This is a genomic window from Caldimonas sp. KR1-144, assembly GCF_049446155.1.
Classification (GTDB): Bacteria; Pseudomonadota; Gammaproteobacteria; order Burkholderiales; family Burkholderiaceae_C; genus Rivibacter.
This window is the reverse complement of the sequence record NZ_JBMSEE010000003.1, coordinates 361,385-380,278: the sequence shown is the minus strand read 5'-3', so window position 1 is coordinate 380,278 and position 18,894 is coordinate 361,385. Positions and strand designations below refer to the sequence as shown.

Here is an 18,894-nt window from a genome sequence, read left to right as displayed (position 1 = left end):
GTCGCGCCGGATCTGTCGGAATCGCAGACAGCGCAGCCGCGGCGCGGGCCCATCCCGCACCGCGGCCGCGCGGCGTTGGATGGGAGATCCGGGCTCACCCTGGGACTTGCCCTAGGCCGCCCTCGTGCGGGCACGGGCCGTGCACCACCGTGCGGCACCAAAGAGGAGACAAGCCCCATGAAGATGCTCCACCGCCGCGCGCTGGCGACCCTGGTCCTGGCCGCGCTCGGCGCGGCCGCGTTCGCGCAGTCGGGCAACGAGATCCGCATCGCCCACGTCTACAGCAAGACCGGCCCGCTCGAGGCCTACGGCAAGCAGACGCAGACTGGCTTCATGCTCGGCCTCGAGTACGCCACCGCCGGCACGATGAGCGTGGCCGGCAAGAAGCTGGTGGTGATCGAGAAGGACGACCAGGGCAAGCCCGACGTCGGCAAGGCCCAGCTCACGGCGGCCTATGCCGACGACAAGGCCGCGCTCGCGGTCGGGCCCAGCAGCTCGGGCGTCGCGCTCGCCTTGCTGCCGGTGGCCGAGGAGTACAAGAAGATCCTGCTGGTGGAGCCCGCGGTCGCCGACTCGATCACCGGCGACAAGTGGAACAAGTACATCTTCCGCACCGGCCGCAACTCCAGCCAGGACGCGATCGGCAATGCGGTCGCGCTCGACAGGGGGGGCGTCACGATCGCCACGCTGGCGCAGGACTACGCCTTCGGGCGCGACGGCGTGAAGGCCTTCAAGGACTCGCTCAAGAAGGCGAAGATCGTCCACGAGGAGTACCTGCCGACCAGCACCACCGACTTCACCGCCGGTGCGCAGCGCCTGTTCGACGCGCTCAAGGACAAGCCGGGCCGCAAGATCATCTTCATCATCTGGGCCGGCGCGGGCAACCCGTTCAAGATCGCCGACCTCAACCCCAAGCGCTACGGCATCGAGATCGCCACCGGCGGCAACATCCTGCCGGCGATGGTGAACTACAAGCAGTTCCCGGGCATGGAAGGCGCGACGTACTACTACTTCGGCATTCCCAAGAACGCTGCCAACGAGTGGCTGGTCGCCAACCACTACAAGCAGTTCAAGACACCGCCTGATTTCTTCACCGCCGGCGGCATGAGCGCGGCGATCGCGGTGGTCGAGGCGCTCAAGAAGACCGCCGGCGACACGGCGACCAACAAGCTCATCGCGACGATGGAAGGCATGAGCTTCGAGACGCCCAAGGGCAAGATGACCTTCCGCAAGGAAGACCACCAGGCGATGCAGTCGATGTACCACTTCCGCATCAAGGCGGACCCGGCCTTCGACTGGGGCGTGCCCGAGCTGGTGCGCGAGATCAAGCCGGAAGAGATGGCGGTGCCGATCCGCAACAAGCGCTGAGTTCAGCGCGCGCGCTCTGCGACTTTTCTCCCTCTCCCCGCAGGCGGGGAGAGGGCAGGGGTGAGGGGCCCGGTCCGGCCTGGCCCTCACCCCAACCCTCTCCCGCAAGCGGGAGAGGGAGCATGACAACACCACGAGGAGACAAGCGATGCGAGTTCGGATGCTTCGCCACGCCGCGGCGCTGGCTGCCACCCTGATGGCCTCGGCCGCCGCCTTCGCCGCCGTGCCGCTGCCGCAATACAACGTCGACACCAGCAAGATCAGCGTCTCGGGCCTGTCGTCGGGCGGCTTCATGGCCAACCAGCTCGGCTATGCCTACTCGTCGACCTTCATGGGCGTCGGCGTGTTCGCCGGCGGGCCCTACATGTGCGCGGGCCACAGCAACTACACCGCGTGCATGTACAACGCCAGCATCAGCGCCAGCATGCTGAACACGATGCAGGCCGACATCAACAACTGGAGCGCAACGGCCATCGACAACAAGGCCAACGTCGCGAACCAGAAGGTCTACCTGTTCGTCGGCAGCAGCGACTACACCGTCGGGCCCAACCCGATGAACGCGGTGAAGACGCAGTACACGAACAACGGCGTCAGCGCGGCCAACATGGAGTGGGTGCAGCGCAGCGGCACCGCGCACGTGTTCCCGACCGACTTCGACGCGACCGGCAACAACGCCTGCAGCTCCAGCGCCTCGCCCTACATCAGCAACTGCGGCTACGACGGCGCCAAGGCCGCGCTGACCAAGTTCTACGGCACGCTCAATGCGCGCAACGACGCGCCGGCCGCGGCCAACTACATCGAGTTCGACCAGTCGGCCTACAGCAACGGCAACCCCGGCATGGCCTCGACCGCCTGGCTCTACGTGCCGGCCAGCTGCGCGAGCGGCACGCAGTGCAAGCTGCACGTCGCGCTGCACGGCTGCCAGCAGGGCACGGGCACGATCGGCGACAAGTTCGTCAAGAACACCGGCTACACGCGCTGGGCCGACACCAACGGGATCATCGTGCTGTTCCCGCAGGCCAAGGTCGACAACACCAGCCGTTCGACGGCGGCCAGCGGCTCGCTCGCCAACCCCAACGGCTGCTGGGACTGGATCGGCTGGTACGGCAGCAACTTCGCGCAGAAGGCCGGCACGCAGATGGCGGCGATCAAGGCCATGGTCGACCGCATCGCCTCGGGCACGGGCAGCGGCGGTGGTGGCGGTGGTGGTGGTGGCACGCCGCTGCCGGCGCCGACCGGCGTCGGCACCTCGGGCGCGACGGCGAGCAGCATGGTGATCGCGTGGAGCGCGGTGTCCGGTGCGAGCGGCTACAACGTCTATCGAGGCGGCAGCAAGGTCAACGCGTCGCTCGTCGGCGCGACCAGCTACACCGACACCGGTCTCGCGAGCGCGACGACCTACAGCTGGACCGTCGCCGCCGTCGATGCGAACGGCGCCGAGGGCGCGATGTCGTCGCCGGCCACCGGCACCACCGCCGGTGTCGCCGCCACCTGCTTCACCGCGAGCAACTACGCGCACACCACCGCGGGCCGCGCCTACCAGCAAGGCGGCTACGCCTATGCGAACGGCTCGAACCAGAACATGGGCCTGTGGAACACCTTCGTCACCACGACGCTGAAGCAGACGGGGCCGAACTACTACGTGATCGGCACCTGCCCCTGACCACCTTCACCGATGCTCGAGACCCGCAACCTGACGATCCGCTTCGGCGGCCACGTGGCCGTCGACGCGGTGTCGTGCACTTTCGAGCCCGGCACGCTGACGGCCATCGTCGGCCCCAACGGTGCCGGCAAGACAACCTACTTCAACCTGATCTCCGGCCAGCTGCGCGCCAGCGCCGGCGAGGTCTGGCTCGACGGCGAGAACCTTTCGTCGCTGCCGGCGCCACTGCGCACGCGCAAGGGCCTGGGCCGCGCGTTCCAGCTCACGCAGCTGTTTCCCAACCTCAGCGTGCTGGAGAACGTGCGGCTCGCGGTGCAGGCGCGCGCGACCGGGCGCGAAGGCGGCGGCTTCGATCTGCTGCGCGTGTGGCTGGACCGCCGTGCCTGGCTCGACGAGGCGAACGCGCTGCTCGAGCAGGTGCGCCTTTCGGCCCGGCGCGACGAGCAAGCGGCCAGCCTGCCGCACGGCGACCAGCGCAAGCTCGAGGTGGCCGTGCTGATGGCGCTCGACCCCAAGGTCTACCTGTTCGACGAGCCGACGGCGGGCATGAGCGTCGACGAGGTGCCGGTGGTGCTGGACCTGATCCGCGCTTTGAAGGCGCGGCGCGACCGGACGATCTTGTTGGTCGAGCACAAGATGGATGTGGTGAGGGAGCTGGCGGATCGGATCGTGGTGCTGCACCAGGGGCAGTTGGTAGCGGATGGCGATCCGGCGGTGGTGATTGCTTCTCCGGTTGTGCAGCAGGCTTACCTTGGGGTTGTGGTGGAGGAGGTGGCGTGAGCTGTTTCTCCGCCACCGCTGTGATGCTGCCCTGCGGGCAGCTGCGCGCCTGCGGCACTGAGCTGCCCCTGCGGGGCAGGGCCGGGATGTGCGCCCGGCGGCGCACCTACTTTCTTTTGCTTCGCCAAAAGAAAGTAGGCAAAGAAAAGGCGACCCCCGATCCGGCGCCCGCGGCGTTGCCGCGGGTGCCCTGCGGTGCTCGCTCCAGGGGCGCGCCGCTTAACTCGCTGTGCTCACTGCGTTCGCACGCTCGAACAGTCGCGGCGAGTTTGAAGTGGAAGCGCGCTCACGCGCGCCGCCCCTTGCACTGTGCTCCTCGGCGCCTCCTAGGGGGCCCCAAAGGCAAGTACCAACACCAACACCAAACCCAACACCAACAGCCGACTCTGCGCGCGGGGTGTATTGCCGTTGACGTTGGGGTCCCCCTCGAAGGCGCCGAGGAGCACAGCGAAGCGGGCGGCGCGCGCCAGCGCGCTTCAACATCAAACTCGCCGCTTTGTTCGAGCGCAGTGAGCGTAGCGAACGTAGCGAGTTATGCGGCGCGCCCGCTTCGCGAGCACCGCAGGGCACCCGGCGCAGCCGGGCGCCCGAGCGGGGGTCGCCTTTTCTTTGCCTACTTTCTTTTGGCGAAGCAAAAGAAAGTAGGTGCGCCGCCGGGCGCACATCCCGGCTCTGCCCCGCAGGGGCAGCTTCAGCCTCAAGCAGTCGCTCAGCCGCCTGCAGGCCGGCATCACGGATCAGAGCAATGACCACCAAGCCATTGCTCCACCTCACCGATGTCCAAACCCACATCGGCCCCTACCACATCCTCCACGGCATCGACCTCACCGTCCCCGAGGGCGAAGTCACGATGCTCCTCGGCCGCAACGGCGCCGGCAAGACCACGACACTGCGCACGATCATGGGCCTGTGGCAGGCCTCGGCCGGCCGCATCGCCTTTGCGGGCGAACCCATCGGCGGGCCGCAGGCACAACGCACGACGCCCGAGATCGCACAGCGCGGCATCGCCTACGTGCCCGAGAGCATGGGCATCTTCAGCGACCTCACGGTGCAGGAGAACCTGGTGCTGGCCGCTCGCCATGCCAGACGCGCCAGCGAGATCGACACGCAAAGGCTCGAGTGGATCTTCGGCCTCTTTCCGGCGCTGAAGAAGTTCTGGCGCCATCCGGCCGGCAAGCTCAGCGGCGGACAGAAGCAGATGCTGGCGGTTGCGCGCGCGATCGTCGAGCCGCGCCGCCTGCTGCTGATCGACGAGCCGAGCAAGGGGCTGGCGCCTTCGATCATCCGCAACCTCGTCGATGCGTTCAACGAACTCAAGCGCCAGCGCACGACCATCCTGCTGGTGGAGCAGAACTTCATGATGGCCAAGGCCCTGGGCGACCGCGTCGCGGTGATGGACGATGGCCGCGTGGTGCACGCGGGCGCGATGGCCGAGCTGGCCGAGGACGAGGCGCTGCAGCAGCGGCTGCTGGGGCTGTCGTTGGGGGCGCATCAATGAGCACGTCTGTGGGCACGCAAGGCCGTACCGGACCCTCACCCCAGCCCTCTCCCGTCACGACGGGAGAGGGAGCCCATCCAACTCCCTCGCCCCGCTTGCGGGGAGAGGGCTGGGGTGAGGGGTGGCAGCCTCTCGCGCTGCTCGCCGCCATTGCCCTCGTCGCTGCGCCCTTCATCGGCAGCGGCTCGACCTGGCTCACGCTCACCGTCGCCGGCCTCGCGATGGGGATGATGCTGTTCGTCATCGCCTCGGGCCTCACGCTGGTGTTCGGCCTGATGGACGTGCTGAACTTCGGCCACGGCGTGTTCATCGCGCTCGGCGCCTTTGTCGCGACCAGCGTGTTCGGCGGCATGGGCGCGTTCGCGGGCAGCGAGTCGATCGGCGCCAACCTGCTCGCCATCGGCGCCGCGCTCGCCGCGGCGATGCTCGCGGCCGGGATGCTCGGCCTCGCGTTCGAGCGCGTGATCGTGCGGCCGGTCTACGGCCAGCACCTCAAGCAGATCCTCATCACGATGGGCGGCATGATCGTCGGCGAGGAGCTGATCAAGGTCGTCTGGGGGCCGCAGCAGATCGCGCTGCCGCTGCCGCAGGCATTGCGCGGCGCCTTTCTGATCGGCGACGCGGCGATCGAGAAGTACCGTGTGTTCGCGGTCGCGATCGGCCTCGTCGTGCTGCTCGCGCTGTTGTGGGCGCTCAACCGCACCAAGCTGGGCCTGTTGATCCGCGCCGGCGTGCAGGACCGCGAGATGGTCGAGTCGCTCGGCTACCGCATCCGCACGCTGTTCGTCGGCGTGTTCGTCGCAGGCAGCGCGCTGGCCGGCCTGGGCGGCGTGATGTGGGGGCTGTACCAGCAGACCATCACGCCGCAGATCGGCGCGCAGGTCAACGTGCTGATCTTCATCGTCATCATCATCGGCGGCCTCGGCTCGACCTTCGGTGCCTTCGTCGGCGCGCTGCTGGTGGGCCTGGTCGCCAACTACACCGGCTTTCTGGCGCCAAAGGTCGCGCTGTTCTCCAACATCGGCCTGATGGTCGCGGTGCTGCTGTGGCGCCCGCAGGGGCTGTATCCGGTCACGGGAAGGTGAGCATGCTGAACCGCCTTCTCTCGCACGACCTGCCCAGGAGCCGCTGGCTCGCGCTCGGCCTCGTCGTCGTGCTGCTCGGCCTGGCCGGCGCGCCCTTCCTGTTCGAGGGCAGCCGCGCGCTCAACGTCGCGGCCAAGGTCTGCGTGTTCATCGTGCTGGTCGCGAGTTACGACCTGCTGCTGGGCTACACCGGCATCGTCAGCTTCGCGCACACGATGTTCTTCGGCATCGGCGCCTACGGCGTCGCGATCGCCAGCACGCGGCTGGGCGAGGGCCTGGGCGCGGTGACGATCGGCACGCTGGTCGCGCTGGCCTTGAGCCTCGTGCTCGCGCTGGTGATCGGCCTGTTCTCGCTGCGCGTGCGCGCGATCTTCTACGCGATGATCACGCTCGCGGTCGCGGCCGCGTTCCAGACGCTGGCCTCGCAGCTGTCGGAACTCACCGGCGGCGAGGACGGACTGACCTTCCGCAACCCCGAGTGGCTCAGCCCCTCGTTCGAGCCCTTCGAGCAGCCCTTCCTCGGCGTCACCGTCGACGGCAAGCTGATCTGCTACTACCTGCTGTTCGGGCTCAGCGTGGCGCTGTTCCTCGCGCTGCTGCGCATCGTCAACTCGCCGTTCGGGCGCGTGCTGCAGGCGATCCGCGAGAACGACTTTCGCGCGGAGGCGATCGGCTTTCGCACCGTGGCCTACCGCACGTTGAGCAACGTGCTGGCGGCCGGCTTCGCGACGCTGGCCGGCGCGATGCTCGCGCTGTGGCTGCGCTACACCGGTCCGGACACGACGCTGTCGTTCGAGATCATGCTCGACGTGCTCTTGATCGTCGTGATCGGCGGCATGGGCACGCTCTACGGCGCGGTGGTGGGCGCGGCGATCTTCCTGCTCGCGCAAGGCTATCTGCAGGAACTGCTCAAGCTCGCGCACGACGCACTCGCGGCGCTGCCGTCGATGCCGGCGCTGGCGACCGAACTCGTCTCGCCCGATCGCTGGCTGCTGTGGCTGGGCATCGGCTTCGTGCTGTGCGTCTATCACTTTCCGAGCGGCATCGTCGGGCGGCTGCGCGCGGCCCGGCGATGACCCACGCGGCCGCCGGTGGCCTTGATCGCCGGCTTCAGAAGCAGTCCGACAAGGAGGCAACGATGAAGGCAGGAGAGATCAGGCAAGGCATGCTGGCCATGGCGGCCGCCGCGATGCTGGCCGCATGCGGCGGCGGCGCCAACGAGGGCGACCCCTTGCCCACGGCGCGGGCGCAGTCCAGTCAGCACAGCAACCTCAATCGCCTGCCGGCCTTCGTGTCCGGCCCGGTGCGCACGACGGTCTACGACGGCGCGAGCGACGATCTGCTGACCGCCGGCCTCGGCGCCGCCGGCCTGGCCTCGGCGATTCCGCCCGGCTATGTCGACGGCACCGCACCGACCGCCGCCGAACTGCGCCGCGCCGCGATCTACAACAACTACCGCGCGCTGGTCGACATGACGGCGGCCGGCGGCTACGGCAGCCTGTACGGCCCGACCGTCGGGCCCGGCGGCACGACGCTGCCCAACGACGGCAAGGTCGCCGGCGTCGAGGTGCTGGCCTACAGCGACGACGGCGGCGGCCGGCGCAACGTGACGCTGATGGTGCAGGTGCCCGACTCGTTCGACCCTGACCGCGCCTGCATCATGACCGCCACCTCGTCGGGCTCGCGCGGCGTCTACGGCGCGATCTCGGCCGGCGAGTGGGGCCTCAAGCGTGGCTGCGCGGTGGCCTACACCGACAAGGGCACCGGCGGCGCGCCGCACGACCTGATGGCCGACACGGTGTCATTGATCGACGGCACGCGCGCCACGGCCGCCGCGGCCAGCAGCGCAGCGCACTTCAACGCCGGGCTCGATGCCACCGAACTCGCCGCCTTCAACGCCGCGACGCCGCACCGCTTCGCGTTCAAGCACGCGCACTCGGGTCGCAACCCCGAGGCCGACTGGGGCCGCTTCACGCTGCAGGCGGTCGAGTTCGCGTTCTGGGTGCTCAACGAGCGCTACAGCCCGCGCACCGGCACCGGCCTCGCGGTCAAGCAGATCCAGCCCAGGAACACGCTGGTGATCGCCTCGAGCATCTCCAACGGCGGCGGCGCCGCGCTCGCGGCTGCCGAGCTCGACGCGCAGGGCCTGATCGACGGCGTGGCCGTCACCGAACCGGCGGTCGAGTTGCCCGCGAACCTGGGCGTCACCGTCGAGCGCGGCGGCGTGCCGGTGCCCACGATCGGCAAGCCGCTGATCGACTTCACGACCTGGGCCAACGTCTACCAACCCTGCGCGTCGCTGTCGGCGCAGCTGGCGGGCACGCCGTTCCAGTCGACCTATGCGCTGCCGGCGGTGTTCGGCTTCGTTGCGGCGAACCGCTGCGCCTCGCTCAAGGCCAAGGGGTTGCTGACGGCCGAGACCACCGCGGCACAGGCCGACGAGGCGCTCGCCAGGCTGCGCGGCTACGGCTGGGAGGCCGAGTCGGATCCGCTGCACGCCTCGCATGCCGCGTTCGAGATCGCCTCCGCGGTCAGCGTGACCTTCGCCAACGCCTATGCGCGCACGCGCGTCAGCGACCACCTGTGCGGCTACAGCTTTGCCGGCATCGACGCCACCGCCGCGCCGGCGCCGCTGGCTGCCACTGCGGTGGCGCAGATGTTCGCCACCGGCAACGGCGTGCCGCCCAACAGCGGCGTGCAGATGATCAACAACCGCAGCGTCGGCGGGCCGCGCCGTGACGTGGCCTCGGTCTCGCCCAGCACGCTGGCGGCCGACATGAACGTCGACGGCGCGCTGTGCCTGCGCAACCTGGTGACGGGCAGCGACGCGAACGCGCTGGCGCTGCAGGCCGGGCTGGACGCCACGCGCCGCAGCGGCAACCTGCACGGCAAGCCGACGCTGATCGTGCACGGCCGCTCGGATGCGCTGCTGCCGGTGAATCACACCTCGCGGCCCTACACCGCGCTGAACAAGCGCGTCGAAGGGCAGGGCAGCCGGCTGTCGTACATCGAGGTGACCCACGCGCAGCACTTCGACGGCTTCATCGGCCTGCCCGCGGTGCTGCCGGGCTACGACACGCGCTACGTCTCGCTGCACCTGTACCTGTTCCGCGCGCTCGACGCGATGTACGGCCACCTCGCGCAAGGCCAGGCGCTGCCGCCCAGCCAGGTGGTGCGCACCGTGCCGCGCGGCGGCACGCCCGGCGCGGCACCCGCGCTCACCGCGGCCAACGTGCCGCCGATCGCGCTGGCGCCGGCCGCGGGCGACCGCATCGAGTTCAGCGACAACACGCTGCGCATCCCGGACTGACCCTGCGCGCGATGCGCCAGCCGAGCCGACCATGAACGCCACCTCCCGCTACCTGCGCTGCGAAGGCCGCGAACTGCACTTCCTCGAGTGGGGCGCGCAGCACGACGAGGTGGTGATCGCCTGGCACGGCCTGGCGCGCACCTGCCGCGACATGGACGACATCGCGGCGCACCTGGCGCAGCGCTGGCGCGTGATCTGCCCGGACACCATCGGCCGCGGCCTCTCGCAGTGGAGCCCCGAGCCGGGCAGCGAATACTGCCTGGCGTTCTACGCGCGGCTCGCCACCGCGCTGGTCGACCAGCTCGGCATCGAGCGCTTCCACTGGCTGGGCACCTCGATGGGCGGCGCGATCGGCATCAAGGCCGCGGCCGGCCCGCTGCGCGGCCGTCTGCGCCGCCTGCTGCTCAACGACAACGGCCCCAGCCTCGCGGCGCCGGCGATCGAGCGCATCCGCAGCTACGCCGGCAGCCCGGCGGCCTTTGACACCGTGACCGAGCTGGAGACCTACTTCCGCACCGTCTACAAGCCCTATGGCTGGCTCAGCGACGCGCAGTGGCGCCGCCTGACCGAAACCTCGGTGCGCCGCCTGCCCGACGGCCGTGTGACGCCGCACTACGACCCACAGATGGTGCGCCAGTTCATCGACCACCCGAACGACTACGAGCTGTGGGACGAGTGGGACACGCTGACGCTGCCGGTGCTATGCCTGCGCGGCGTCGATTCAGACCTGCTGCTGCGCGAGACCACCGAGCAGATGCGCCACCGCGGCCCGCGCGCGGCGGTGGTCGAGATCGAGGGCTGCGGGCACGCGCCGGCGCTCAACACGGCGGCGCAGTTCGAGCTGGTGGAGCGGTTCTTCGCGGGGCACTGAGTGCAGCCGCCGTGCGAATGCAGCGACCGGTCACTCGTGCGAGTCGAGCAATTGGCCCCACTCGGTATCCGTCATCTCCAGCTCGCGCACCTCGGGCTTGCGCGCCTCGATCGAGCGGCGGCGCTCGATGCCGGTGGGAGGCGGCAGATCGTGCCGGCGGCGGTCCTGGCCGGAGCGGCGCTCCTGGATGGGGCTTTGGGGGGCCTCGCGGGGGGACTTCACGGCTGATCCTCGGGGCGCAACGACGGGAGGAGCCGCGATTGGATCACAGACTTGCGACACTGCGGCCGGTCTCCGACAACCGTGATCGATCCCATGCCGAACCGTCCTTCGACGCCCCGCCGTCTGCTGCTGGTGCGCCACGTCGCGCTCGCGGGCCTGGCCGCCTGGCTGCTGTCGGCCTGTGCTGGCGTCCCGCCGGAGGCCGGCCGCACGGTCGCCGAACTCACCGCCCAGGCCGAGCGCTGGGACCAGGCCATCGTGCGCAAGGACCGCGCGGCGATCGAGGCCAACATGGCCGACGACTTCCGCCAGATCGACGGCGCCGGCAACGTCGAGAGCAAGCCCTCGTTCGTCGACGACCTGATGTCGCCGGACCTGCAGATCGATCCCTATACGGTCGAGGACTTCGAGGTGCGCCTGTACGGCGACACGGCGCTGCTCAGCGGCCGCACGCGCATGAGCGGGCGCTACCAGGGCCGGCCGTTCGCGACCCACTACCGCTACATCGACGTCTACGTGAAGCGCGACGGGCGCTGGCGCATCGTGAGCGTGCAGATCTCGCGGATACCGTAGATGCGCTACGTCATCATCGGCACGAGCGGCTGCGGCAAGTCGACATTGGCGCGCGCGCTGGCGAAGGCGCAGCAGGCGCCTCATGTGGAACTCGACGCCCTGCACTGGGCCGCCGACTGGACGCCGCGGCGCAAGAGCGAGTTCATCGAAGGCGTTCGCGCTGCGACGCAGGCCGAGCGCTGGGTCGCCGACGGCAATTACGGCGTCGTGCGAGACGTGCTGTGGTCGCGCGCCACGCACATCGTCTGGCTCAACTTCGGCCGCGGCGTGGTGATTGCGCGCGTGATCGGGCGAACGCTCAGGCGCAGCTTGCTGGGCGAACCGTTGTGGAGCGGCAACCGCGAGACCCTTCGCCGGGCGTTCTTCTCCAGGGAGTCGATCGTGCTGTGGTCGCTGACGACCTTTCATAAGAACCGGCGCAAGTACGCCGAGCTGCGCGGGGATGCTGCGTATGCGCACCTGCACTGGATCGAACTGCGCACGCCGCGCGAGGCGCGGCGCTTTCTCGAATCGATGAGCCACCCGCCGGCCGCCGCCGGCCAAGCGACATGAGCGAAACCGACCCCGGCGCCGAAGCCATCGTGCGCGAGTTCTGGCGCCTGATGGCCAGCAACGACTTCGCTGCGGTGAAGACCGTGCTCGGCGACGGCTTCGTCGTCGAGTGGCCGCAGTCGAAGGAACGCATCGTCGGCGCGGAGAACTTCGTGCGCATGAACGCCGAGTACCCCGCGCACGGGCCTTGGCGCTTCACGATCAACCGCCTCGTGGCTTCGGGCGAGCAGGTGGTCACGCAGGTGAGCGTGAGCGATGGCGTGCAGCAGGCCGAGCCGGTGTCCTTTTTCACCGTGCGCGGCGGGAAGATCGTCGCGATGGTCGAGTACTGGCCGGAGCCCTTCGAGGCGGTGCAGAACCGGCGGCATCTGGTGGAGAGGATGGGGTGAGGCGGGGCGGTGCAAGAGCTCGGCTATCTGCCGACCGGGCCTCTCGACATCCTCGTGGAGGCCCGCCGGCACCGGGCCGGCGAGCGGTCGTCCGGGGCTTCAGGCCGCCACCGGCAGCGGCATGTCGTGCGCGTTCGGCACGGCATAGGCCAGCGGTGCCAGGGCGCTCTGGATGCGCGCCGCCTGCTGCGAGTCGACCAGCGAGAACAGCGTCTTCTGGAATCGCGGTTCCATCACCCCCGAGACGATGTACTGCCAGCGATAGGCCTTGAGAATGGCGTCTTCCATCCGACGCGCGCGCGCCTCGTCGCGACCGTGGCCGGTCATGGCGCAGAAGTAGGCGCTGTCGGCCTTCGCCTGCGCCTGCAGGATCCCGTCGACCGCGCCCACGAGTTCGATCAGTTCGTCCACCGCGACGCTGCGTTGCGATGCAGTCAGCCGAGAGTCTTCCTTCAGCAGCTCCAGTTCGTCGAGCATGGCGTGCTGGGATTCCTCGCGCCAGTGAAAGCGGAACACGTCCTTCCACAGCTCGCAGAGGCCGGCGTCAGGCTCGATGCTGGCTCGAAAGTGCGCCAGCGTGAACAGCTCGATATGCAGGGTCAGCGCCATCACGGCCCAGGTGCTCTTGCCGAGCACCACCTGCGCAACGGCGTCAGGGTCGGCAGTCTTCACATAGCCGGCGGGCATGTCGTCGGCCATCATGAGCTCGAGGCGGCGGAACAGCTCCTGGTGCTTCAGCTCCTCGTCGGCCATGCGCACCAGGGCCTCGACGGCAACCTGGTCGCCGAACGCCTCGGCGCGGCCGAGTTCCATCGTCTTGGCGCCGATGAAGCGCTCGACCAGACCGAACAGGTAGGCGTAGGTCCGGCCCTGCACCTGGCTGAGCAGGCGCCGCTCGTCGTCGTTCAGGAAGTCCATCTCGCCGACCAGCGACAGGCCGGCGGGCATGAAGGCCTTCGAGCGGTCGAAGCGGCGGCCGCGGATCACGTCGCGGTCGATCTCCCAGCGCACGCGCTTGGAGTTGTCGATGCACTTGGCATAGCGGGGGTCAGTGGTCGTGGAAGTGGGCATGATGGTCTCCTCGGAAGGCTTGAAGCGTCGGATCGACGTGACGCCATCGTTGCGAGGAGCACCTCGGGGTGCATGAGGCGGCGGCCCCAGACTCGGCGCGTCGTGCCCCGAAACCGAACGATCGGGTGGGGCCAGTGTCCCGAGCCGCACGCCCGGCGGCGCCGGCCGGAGGGGGAACGCGGCGTCAGGCCGCCCCGAAACCGGCGTCGCGCGCACGCACGATGGCCTGCGCACGGTTCTCCACCTCGAGCTTCGCGAACACGCTGGTGATGTGGTTGCGAACCGTCTTTTCGCTCAGTTCCATGGACGCGGCGATCTGGGCGTTGTCGCGACCGCGCGCCATCAGCTCGAGCAGCTCGCGCTCCCGCGGGGTCAGTGCTGCGAAGCGCGCGTCTGCCTCGCCGCGGGCGGAGCCGAGGAAGTCGCGCACTTCCTCGCGCCACGCGGGCCAGGTGGGATCGTCGGGCACCATCAGGTGGTTCGCGCTGGCCAGCGGCACGAGGCGAGCGCCGGGAATCCCGCCCATCAGCCGCCGCCCCTCCGCGAACGGCACGCGCAGGTCGCCGGTGGCGTGCAGCACCAGCGTCGGACACTGCACCTGGGGCAGCAGCGGCGTGATGTCTACCGCCTCGAAGCCGCGCAGCATGCGCACCGCATTGGCCGGCGAGGTGGAGCGGCGCTGCAGCTCGTTGAACCAGTCGTGCTGCTCGGCCGTGCCGCCCGGGATGAACTGCATGGTGAAGAACTGCCGCCACGATGGGTCGTTGCTGCCCCAGCCGAGTTCCACCAGCTTGAGCATCGTCTCGGCCGTCTCGATGGCCTTCGGGTCGTCGCTGCGCCGGCGCCGACCGCGCGCGTAGCCACCGTGTATCACCAGATGGGTCACGCGCTCGGGGTGGCGCACGGCATAGGCAATCCCCACCGGCGTGCCCTGCGAGACGCACAGCAGCGCGAAGCGCTTCAGCCCGGCGGCGTCGATCACGCACTCCAGGTCGTTCACCTGGTCGTCAAAATCGTAGCGGTCGACATCCCAGTCCGACAGCCCCGTGCCGCGCTGGTCGTAGCGCCACAGTTGATGGTCTTGCGAGAGCGCCTCGATCAGATAGCCCCAGACCGGGCTGTGCAGATCGAACTCCAGGTGCGTGAGCCAGTTGCCGACCTTGACCAGCGGCGGTCCGCTGCCCGTGACCGCGTAGGCCAGCCGGGCGCCGTCGCGGGCGGTGCACATGCGGATCTGCTGCCGGATCGCCATGCGGGATTTTCGGGCAGGCTGCGGCCAGCGACAACTCGCGCCTGGGATTCAAGCGCGACCACAGCGGGCGCAAGCGCATGCACGGTCCTCACGCCGCGCCGAGATTCCCCGCCAACCTCCCCACGACCTTCATCGCCTCCTCGAAGCGCCCATCCTCGGGGTGCCCGTAGTTGATCCGCACGCAATGCCCGAAGCGCGCGTGCTCCGCCGAGAACAGATGTCCCGGCGCGAGGCTGATGCGATGTGACAGCGCGAGGCGGTGCAGTTGCAGCGCATCGACCCCGCGCGGCAGTTCGAGCCACAGGAAATAGCCGCCCTCGGGCTGCGTCACGCGCGTGCCGGCCGGAAAGTGCTTTGCCACCAGCCGCAAGGCGATGTCGCGCTGTGAAGCCAGTGACTGGCGCAGCTGCCGCAGGTGGCGCTCGTAACCGCCTCGCTGCAGGTAGCGCGACAAGGCCTCCTGAGAGGGGATGGGCGCGGCCAGCGTCGTCATCAGCTTCATGCGCTCGATGCGCTGCGCGAAGCGCCCGCCGGCGACCCAGCCGATGCGGTAGCCGGGCGCGAGGCACTTGGAGAACGAGCTGCAATGCATCACCAGGCCATGGCGGTCCCAGGCCTTGGCCGGCGGCGGGCGGCGGCTGTCGAAATAGAGCTCGCCGTAGACGTCGTCCTCGATCAGCGGGATGCCGCGCGCGGCCAGCAGCGCCACCAACGCTTGCTTGTTCGCCTCGGGCATCAGGCTGCCGAGCGGGTTCTGGAAGTTGGGCATGAACCAGCAGGCCTTGATCGGGTGCCGGTCGAGCGCGGCGGCGAGCGCGTCGAGGTCGACGCCGCTGCGCGGATGCGTGGCGATCTCCACCGCCTTGAGCTGCAGCCGCTCCAGCGCCTGCAGCGCGGCGTAGAACGTGGGCGACTCCACCGCGACCAGGTCGCCGGGCCGGGTCACGGCTTGAAGGCTCAGGTTCAGCGCTTCCATCGCGCCGTTGGTGACCACGATCTCCTGCGCGTCGAGCGCCATGCCGTCGGCCGCGTAGCGCAGCCCGAGCTGGCGGCGCAGCGTCTCGTGGCCGGGGCCCAGGCTTTCGACGGTGCGCCACGGGTCGAGCTCGCGCATCGCCGCGGCCAGGTCGCGCGCCAGGCGCGGCAGCGGAAACAGTGCCGGGCTCGGGAAGGCCGAGCCCAGCGGCACCACCTCGCGGTCGCGCACCGAGCCCAGCACCTGGAACACCAGCTCGCTGATCGCCACGTCGACCGAGCGCGCCGGCGGCTTCGAGGCCTGCGGCTCGGGCGGCGCGGCGGCGGGCCGCGCCGGCACGACGTAGTAGCCCGAGCGCGGCCGCGCGCGCACCAGGCCGCGCGCCTCGAGCAGGTAATAGGCCTCGAACACCGTCGAGGGGCTTACCTGCCGGCTCACGCTGGTCTGGCGCACCGAGGGCAGGCGTTCGCCGGCGCGCAGCGCGCCGCCGCGGATCAGGGCCGCGATCTCGTCGGCGAGCTGTTCGTAGCGCTTCATGCGGTGGCGGATCTGATCCGGTGTGCGGTGCGATCCGGTCCACTGTACTGGGCGCGTCTGCGCCCTGTGACGCAAGACCCGCGAGACATCTGATCTGCTCTTTTTCGCCGGAACTGAGTCTTGTGGCGCAACGGGCGCGGGAGCACAGTCGCGGCATCGACGAGGTCAGGTCATGAACGGGTTGCGCTACGTGCGGATGGTGTTGTGGAGCTTCATCGGCATTCGCCGCCGCAGCGGCGCGGTCGACGAGTTCGCGCAGGTGCGCCCGAGCGCGCTGGTGGTCGCGGCCGTGGCGCTGGCGGGCGGCCTGGTGGCCGTGCTCGCACTGGTGGCCACGCTGGCGGCGGGGCACTGATGATCGTGCGCAGCGCGTTCGTCACGCTCGCCTTGGCGCTGGTCGGCGCCGGCGCTGGGGCCGCCGCGCCCGCCGACCCCAAGCTCGACACCATGGCGCAGCGCCTGCAGGCCTGCACCGCCTGCCACGGCAAGGAAGGGCGTGCCACGCCCGAGGGCTACTTCCCGCGCATCGCGGGCAAGCCGGCGGGCTATCTCTACAACCAGCTGCTGAACTTTCGCGACGGCCGCCGGCGCAACGCGACGATGACCTATTTCGTCGAGCACCTGTCCGACGACTACCTGCGCGAAATCGCCGCCTACTTCGCGTCGCTCGACCTGCCCTACGCGCCGCCGGCCGTGAGCCAGGCCGCCGCGCAGCCGATCGAGCAGGGGCGCCGGCTGGTGCACGAGGGCGACGCGGCGCGCGGCATCCCGGCTTGCGTCAAGTGCCACGGCGCGTCGATGACGGGCCTGTCGCCGTCGATGCCGGGGCTGCTGGGCTTGCCGCATGCGTACCTGGTCGGCCAGCTCGGCGCCTGGCGCGACGGGCAGCGCCGCGCGGTCGAACCCGACTGCATGGGCGAGATCGCGCGCAAGCTCTCGGCGCAGGAGGTCAACGCGGTGGCGGTGTGGCTCGCGTCGCAGCCAGTGCCGGCCGATGCGAAGGCGCCGCCGCTGCCCGCGGGCACGAAGCTGCCGCTCGAGTGCGGCAGCGGGGGACGGTGATGCGGCGCTGGTTGATCGGTATCGCGAGCGTGGTCGCGCTGCTGCTGGGAGCCGTGCTGGCGGCGATCGCCTGGCAGTTGCGCGACGAGCCCGAGGAGGCGGCAGCGCCCACGTTCATCTCGTCGCCCGCGCTGATCGCGCGCGGCGCCTACCTCGCGCGCGCCGGCAACTGCGCCGGCTGCCACACCACGCGCGGCGGCGCGGCCTATGCCGGCGGGCGCGGCATCGCGACGCCGTTCGGCACCATCTACGCACCCAACCTCACGCCCGATCCGACGCACGGCCTGGGCGGCTGGAGCTCGGCGCAGTTCTGGCGCGCGATGCACCACGGCCGCGCGCGCGACGGCCGCCTGCTCTACCCGGCGTTCCCGTACCCGAGCTTCACGCAGGTCACGCGCGAGGATTCGGATGCGATCTACGCCTTCTTGCTGAGCCTGCCGCCGGTGGCGCAGCCCAACCGCGCGCACGAGCTGCGCTTTCCCTACGACACGCAGGCCGCGCTGGCGCTGTGGCGCACGCTGTTCTTCCGCCCCGGCGTGCACGAGCCGCAGCCTGACAAGTCGGCGCAGTGGAACCGCGGCAGCTACCTGGTGCGCGGCCTGGGCCACTGCGTGGCCTGCCACGCCAACCGCAATCTGCTCGGCGCGACGAGCGAATCGGTCGAGCTCTCCGGCGGCCTGATCCCGATGCAGAACTGGTACGCGCCCTCCCTCGCGTCGCGCGAGGAGGCCAGCGTGGCCGACTGGCCGCTCGAAGACGTGGTCGACCTGCTGCGCGCCGGCACCACCTCGCGCGGCGCGGTGATGGGCCCGATGGCCGAGGTGGTGTTTCGCAGCACCCAGCACCTGAGCGACGAGGACCTCACCGCGATGGCGGTGTTCCTCAAGGACTTGCCGCAGGCCAAGCCACCGAAGCACGACCCACCCGAGATCGACGCCTCGATCCTCGCGCGCGGCAAGCGCATCTACGATGACCGCTGCGCGCAATGCCACGGCGAGCAGGGCCAGGGCGTGCCCGGCGCCTACCCGCCGCTGGCCGGCAATCGCGGCGTCACGATGTCATCAGGCGCGAATGTCGTGCAGGCCATCGTGCTGGGCGGCTTCGCACCGGCCACGCGCGGCAACCCCAGGCCCTACGGCATGCCGCCGATCGGCCTGGAATACGGCGATGCCGACATCGCCGCGGTGGCGACCTATGTGCGCAACGCCTGGGGCAATCAGGCGCCGCAGGTGCTGCCGTTGCAGGTGATGCGCGCGCGAGGGGTTCAGGCCGGCGGCGAGTGACAGGCCACGCAGAGCTTGTTGCCGTCGGGATCGCGGAAGTAGGCGCCGTAGTAGTCGGCGTGGTACTCGGGGCGCAGGCCGGGCGGGCCCTCCGAGGCGGCGCCGTTGGCGAGCGCGACCGCGTAGGCGCGGTCGACCATCGCACGGTCGGCGGCCAGGAAGGCCGTCATCTGGCCGTTGCCCGGCGCGTGCGGCTGGCCGTTGAACGGCGTGCCGATCAGGAACAGCGGCCGCGCGCCGCCGGCGCTCTGCCAGCCGGCCCACGGCCGTTGCCGTTCGCAAAAGCGCGGCTCGATGCCGAGGCAGGCCATCAGCGCGCTGTAGAAGGCCAGCGCCCGATCGAAGTCGGTCACGCCGACGAAGACGTGCGAGAACATGGCATCTCCCTGGATGAACGGCTGC

General features: G+C 69.9%; 19 protein-coding genes. 14 read left to right on the top strand and 5 right to left on the bottom strand.

Annotation, left to right across the window (positions count from 1 at the left end; translation table 11 throughout):
- The first annotated feature begins 177 nt into the window (after positions 1–177).
- From ACO2TI_RS09730 to ACO2TI_RS09695, 8 genes are all read left to right on the top strand, one after another.
- Positions 178–1,368 carry a substrate-binding domain-containing protein gene (locus ACO2TI_RS09730; protein WP_423283875.1) on the top strand — a complete coding sequence of 397 codons (1,191 nt, stop codon included), beginning with the start codon at positions 178–180 and terminating at the stop codon, positions 1,366–1,368.
- 148 nt (positions 1,369–1,516) lie between these two features.
- The gene (locus ACO2TI_RS09725; protein ID WP_423283874.1) at positions 1,517–3,031 is read left to right on the top strand and encodes a fibronectin type III domain-containing protein; all 1,515 of its coding nucleotides are present in this window, start codon (positions 1,517–1,519) and stop codon (positions 3,029–3,031) included.
- A 12-nt stretch (positions 3,032–3,043) separates the two neighbouring features.
- Positions 3,044–3,811, top strand: coding sequence for an ABC transporter ATP-binding protein (locus tag ACO2TI_RS09720; RefSeq protein WP_423283872.1), 768 nt, complete (start codon positions 3,044–3,046; stop codon positions 3,809–3,811).
- 745 nt (positions 3,812–4,556) lie between these two features.
- The gene (locus ACO2TI_RS09715; protein ID WP_423283870.1) at positions 4,557–5,309 is read left to right on the top strand and encodes an ABC transporter ATP-binding protein; all 753 of its coding nucleotides are present in this window, start codon (positions 4,557–4,559) and stop codon (positions 5,307–5,309) included.
- Entirely contained in the window at positions 5,306–6,394 is a 1,089-nt protein-coding gene (locus ACO2TI_RS09710; RefSeq protein ID WP_423283868.1) for a branched-chain amino acid ABC transporter permease, read from the top strand. The genes ACO2TI_RS09715 and ACO2TI_RS09710 overlap by 4 nt, the downstream gene beginning before the upstream one ends.
- Positions 6,395–6,396: 2 nt before the next feature.
- A complete protein-coding gene (locus ACO2TI_RS09705; RefSeq protein ID WP_423283867.1) occupies positions 6,397–7,470 on the top strand; it encodes a branched-chain amino acid ABC transporter permease in 1,074 nt (357 codons plus the stop codon).
- Between the two features lie 62 nt (positions 7,471–7,532).
- Positions 7,533–9,704 (top strand): D-(-)-3-hydroxybutyrate oligomer hydrolase, encoded by a 2,172-nt coding sequence (locus tag ACO2TI_RS09700; RefSeq protein ID WP_423283865.1) that lies wholly within the window; start codon positions 7,533–7,535, stop codon positions 9,702–9,704.
- Positions 9,705–9,735: 31 nt separating this feature from the next.
- Complete coding sequence (locus ACO2TI_RS09695; RefSeq protein ID WP_423283864.1) at positions 9,736–10,575, top strand: alpha/beta fold hydrolase; 840 nt, start codon at positions 9,736–9,738, stop codon at positions 10,573–10,575.
- A 30-nt stretch (positions 10,576–10,605) separates the two neighbouring features.
- On the opposite strand, the gene ACO2TI_RS09690 is transcribed toward ACO2TI_RS09695, so the two are convergent.
- A complete protein-coding gene (locus tag ACO2TI_RS09690; protein WP_423283862.1) occupies positions 10,606–10,797 on the bottom strand; it encodes a hypothetical protein in 192 nt (63 codons plus the stop codon).
- A gap of 93 nt (positions 10,798–10,890) precedes the next feature.
- Between ACO2TI_RS09690 and ACO2TI_RS09685 the strand changes: the two genes are divergently transcribed.
- The 3 genes from ACO2TI_RS09685 to ACO2TI_RS09675 are packed head-to-tail and all read left to right on the top strand — an operon-like array spanning position 10,891 to position 12,311.
- On the top strand, positions 10,891–11,370 hold the full coding sequence (locus ACO2TI_RS09685; protein ID WP_423283860.1) for a nuclear transport factor 2 family protein: 480 nt from the start codon (positions 10,891–10,893) through the stop codon (positions 11,368–11,370).
- Entirely contained in the window at positions 11,371–11,922 is a 552-nt protein-coding gene (locus ACO2TI_RS09680; protein WP_423283859.1) for an AAA family ATPase, read from the top strand.
- Positions 11,919–12,311 (top strand): nuclear transport factor 2 family protein, encoded by a 393-nt coding sequence (locus ACO2TI_RS09675; protein WP_423283857.1) that lies wholly within the window; start codon positions 11,919–11,921, stop codon positions 12,309–12,311. The genes ACO2TI_RS09680 and ACO2TI_RS09675 overlap by 4 nt, the downstream gene beginning before the upstream one ends.
- 99 nt (positions 12,312–12,410) lie before the next feature.
- On the opposite strand, the gene ACO2TI_RS09670 is transcribed toward ACO2TI_RS09675, so the two are convergent.
- The 3 genes from ACO2TI_RS09670 to ACO2TI_RS09660 form a co-directional block, all read right to left on the bottom strand.
- The gene (locus tag ACO2TI_RS09670; protein ID WP_423283856.1) at positions 12,411–13,382 is read right to left on the bottom strand and encodes a hypothetical protein; all 972 of its coding nucleotides are present in this window, start codon (positions 13,380–13,382) and stop codon (positions 12,411–12,413) included.
- A gap of 184 nt (positions 13,383–13,566) precedes the next feature.
- Entirely contained in the window at positions 13,567–14,610 is a 1,044-nt protein-coding gene (locus ACO2TI_RS09665; protein ID WP_423283854.1) for an alpha/beta fold hydrolase, read from the bottom strand.
- A gap of 112 nt (positions 14,611–14,722) precedes the next feature.
- Positions 14,723–16,147 carry a PLP-dependent aminotransferase family protein gene (locus ACO2TI_RS09660; protein ID WP_423283853.1) on the bottom strand — a complete coding sequence of 475 codons (1,425 nt, stop codon included), beginning with the start codon at positions 16,145–16,147 and terminating at the stop codon, positions 14,723–14,725.
- A 172-nt stretch (positions 16,148–16,319) separates the two neighbouring features.
- On the opposite strand from ACO2TI_RS09660, the gene ACO2TI_RS09655 reads away from it, so the two are divergent.
- From ACO2TI_RS09655 to ACO2TI_RS09645, 3 genes are read left to right on the top strand one after another with little or no spacing between them, the layout of a single operon-like run.
- Positions 16,320–16,502 (top strand): DUF2970 domain-containing protein, encoded by a 183-nt coding sequence (locus tag ACO2TI_RS09655; RefSeq protein WP_423283851.1) that lies wholly within the window; start codon positions 16,320–16,322, stop codon positions 16,500–16,502.
- Positions 16,502–17,209, top strand: coding sequence for a c-type cytochrome (locus ACO2TI_RS09650; RefSeq protein ID WP_423283849.1), 708 nt, complete (start codon positions 16,502–16,504; stop codon positions 17,207–17,209). Before ACO2TI_RS09655 ends, ACO2TI_RS09650 begins: the two co-directional genes overlap by 1 nt.
- On the top strand, positions 17,209–18,492 hold the full coding sequence (locus ACO2TI_RS09645) for a c-type cytochrome (protein ID WP_423283847.1): 1,284 nt from the start codon (positions 17,209–17,211) through the stop codon (positions 18,490–18,492). The genes ACO2TI_RS09650 and ACO2TI_RS09645 overlap by 1 nt, the downstream gene beginning before the upstream one ends.
- Here ACO2TI_RS09645 and ACO2TI_RS09640 read toward each other — a convergent pair.
- The gene (locus ACO2TI_RS09640; protein ID WP_423283846.1) at positions 18,474–18,869 is read right to left on the bottom strand and encodes a VOC family protein; all 396 of its coding nucleotides are present in this window, start codon (positions 18,867–18,869) and stop codon (positions 18,474–18,476) included. The genes ACO2TI_RS09645 and ACO2TI_RS09640 overlap by 19 nt on opposite strands.
- Between the last annotated feature and the right edge of the window lie 25 nt (positions 18,870–18,894).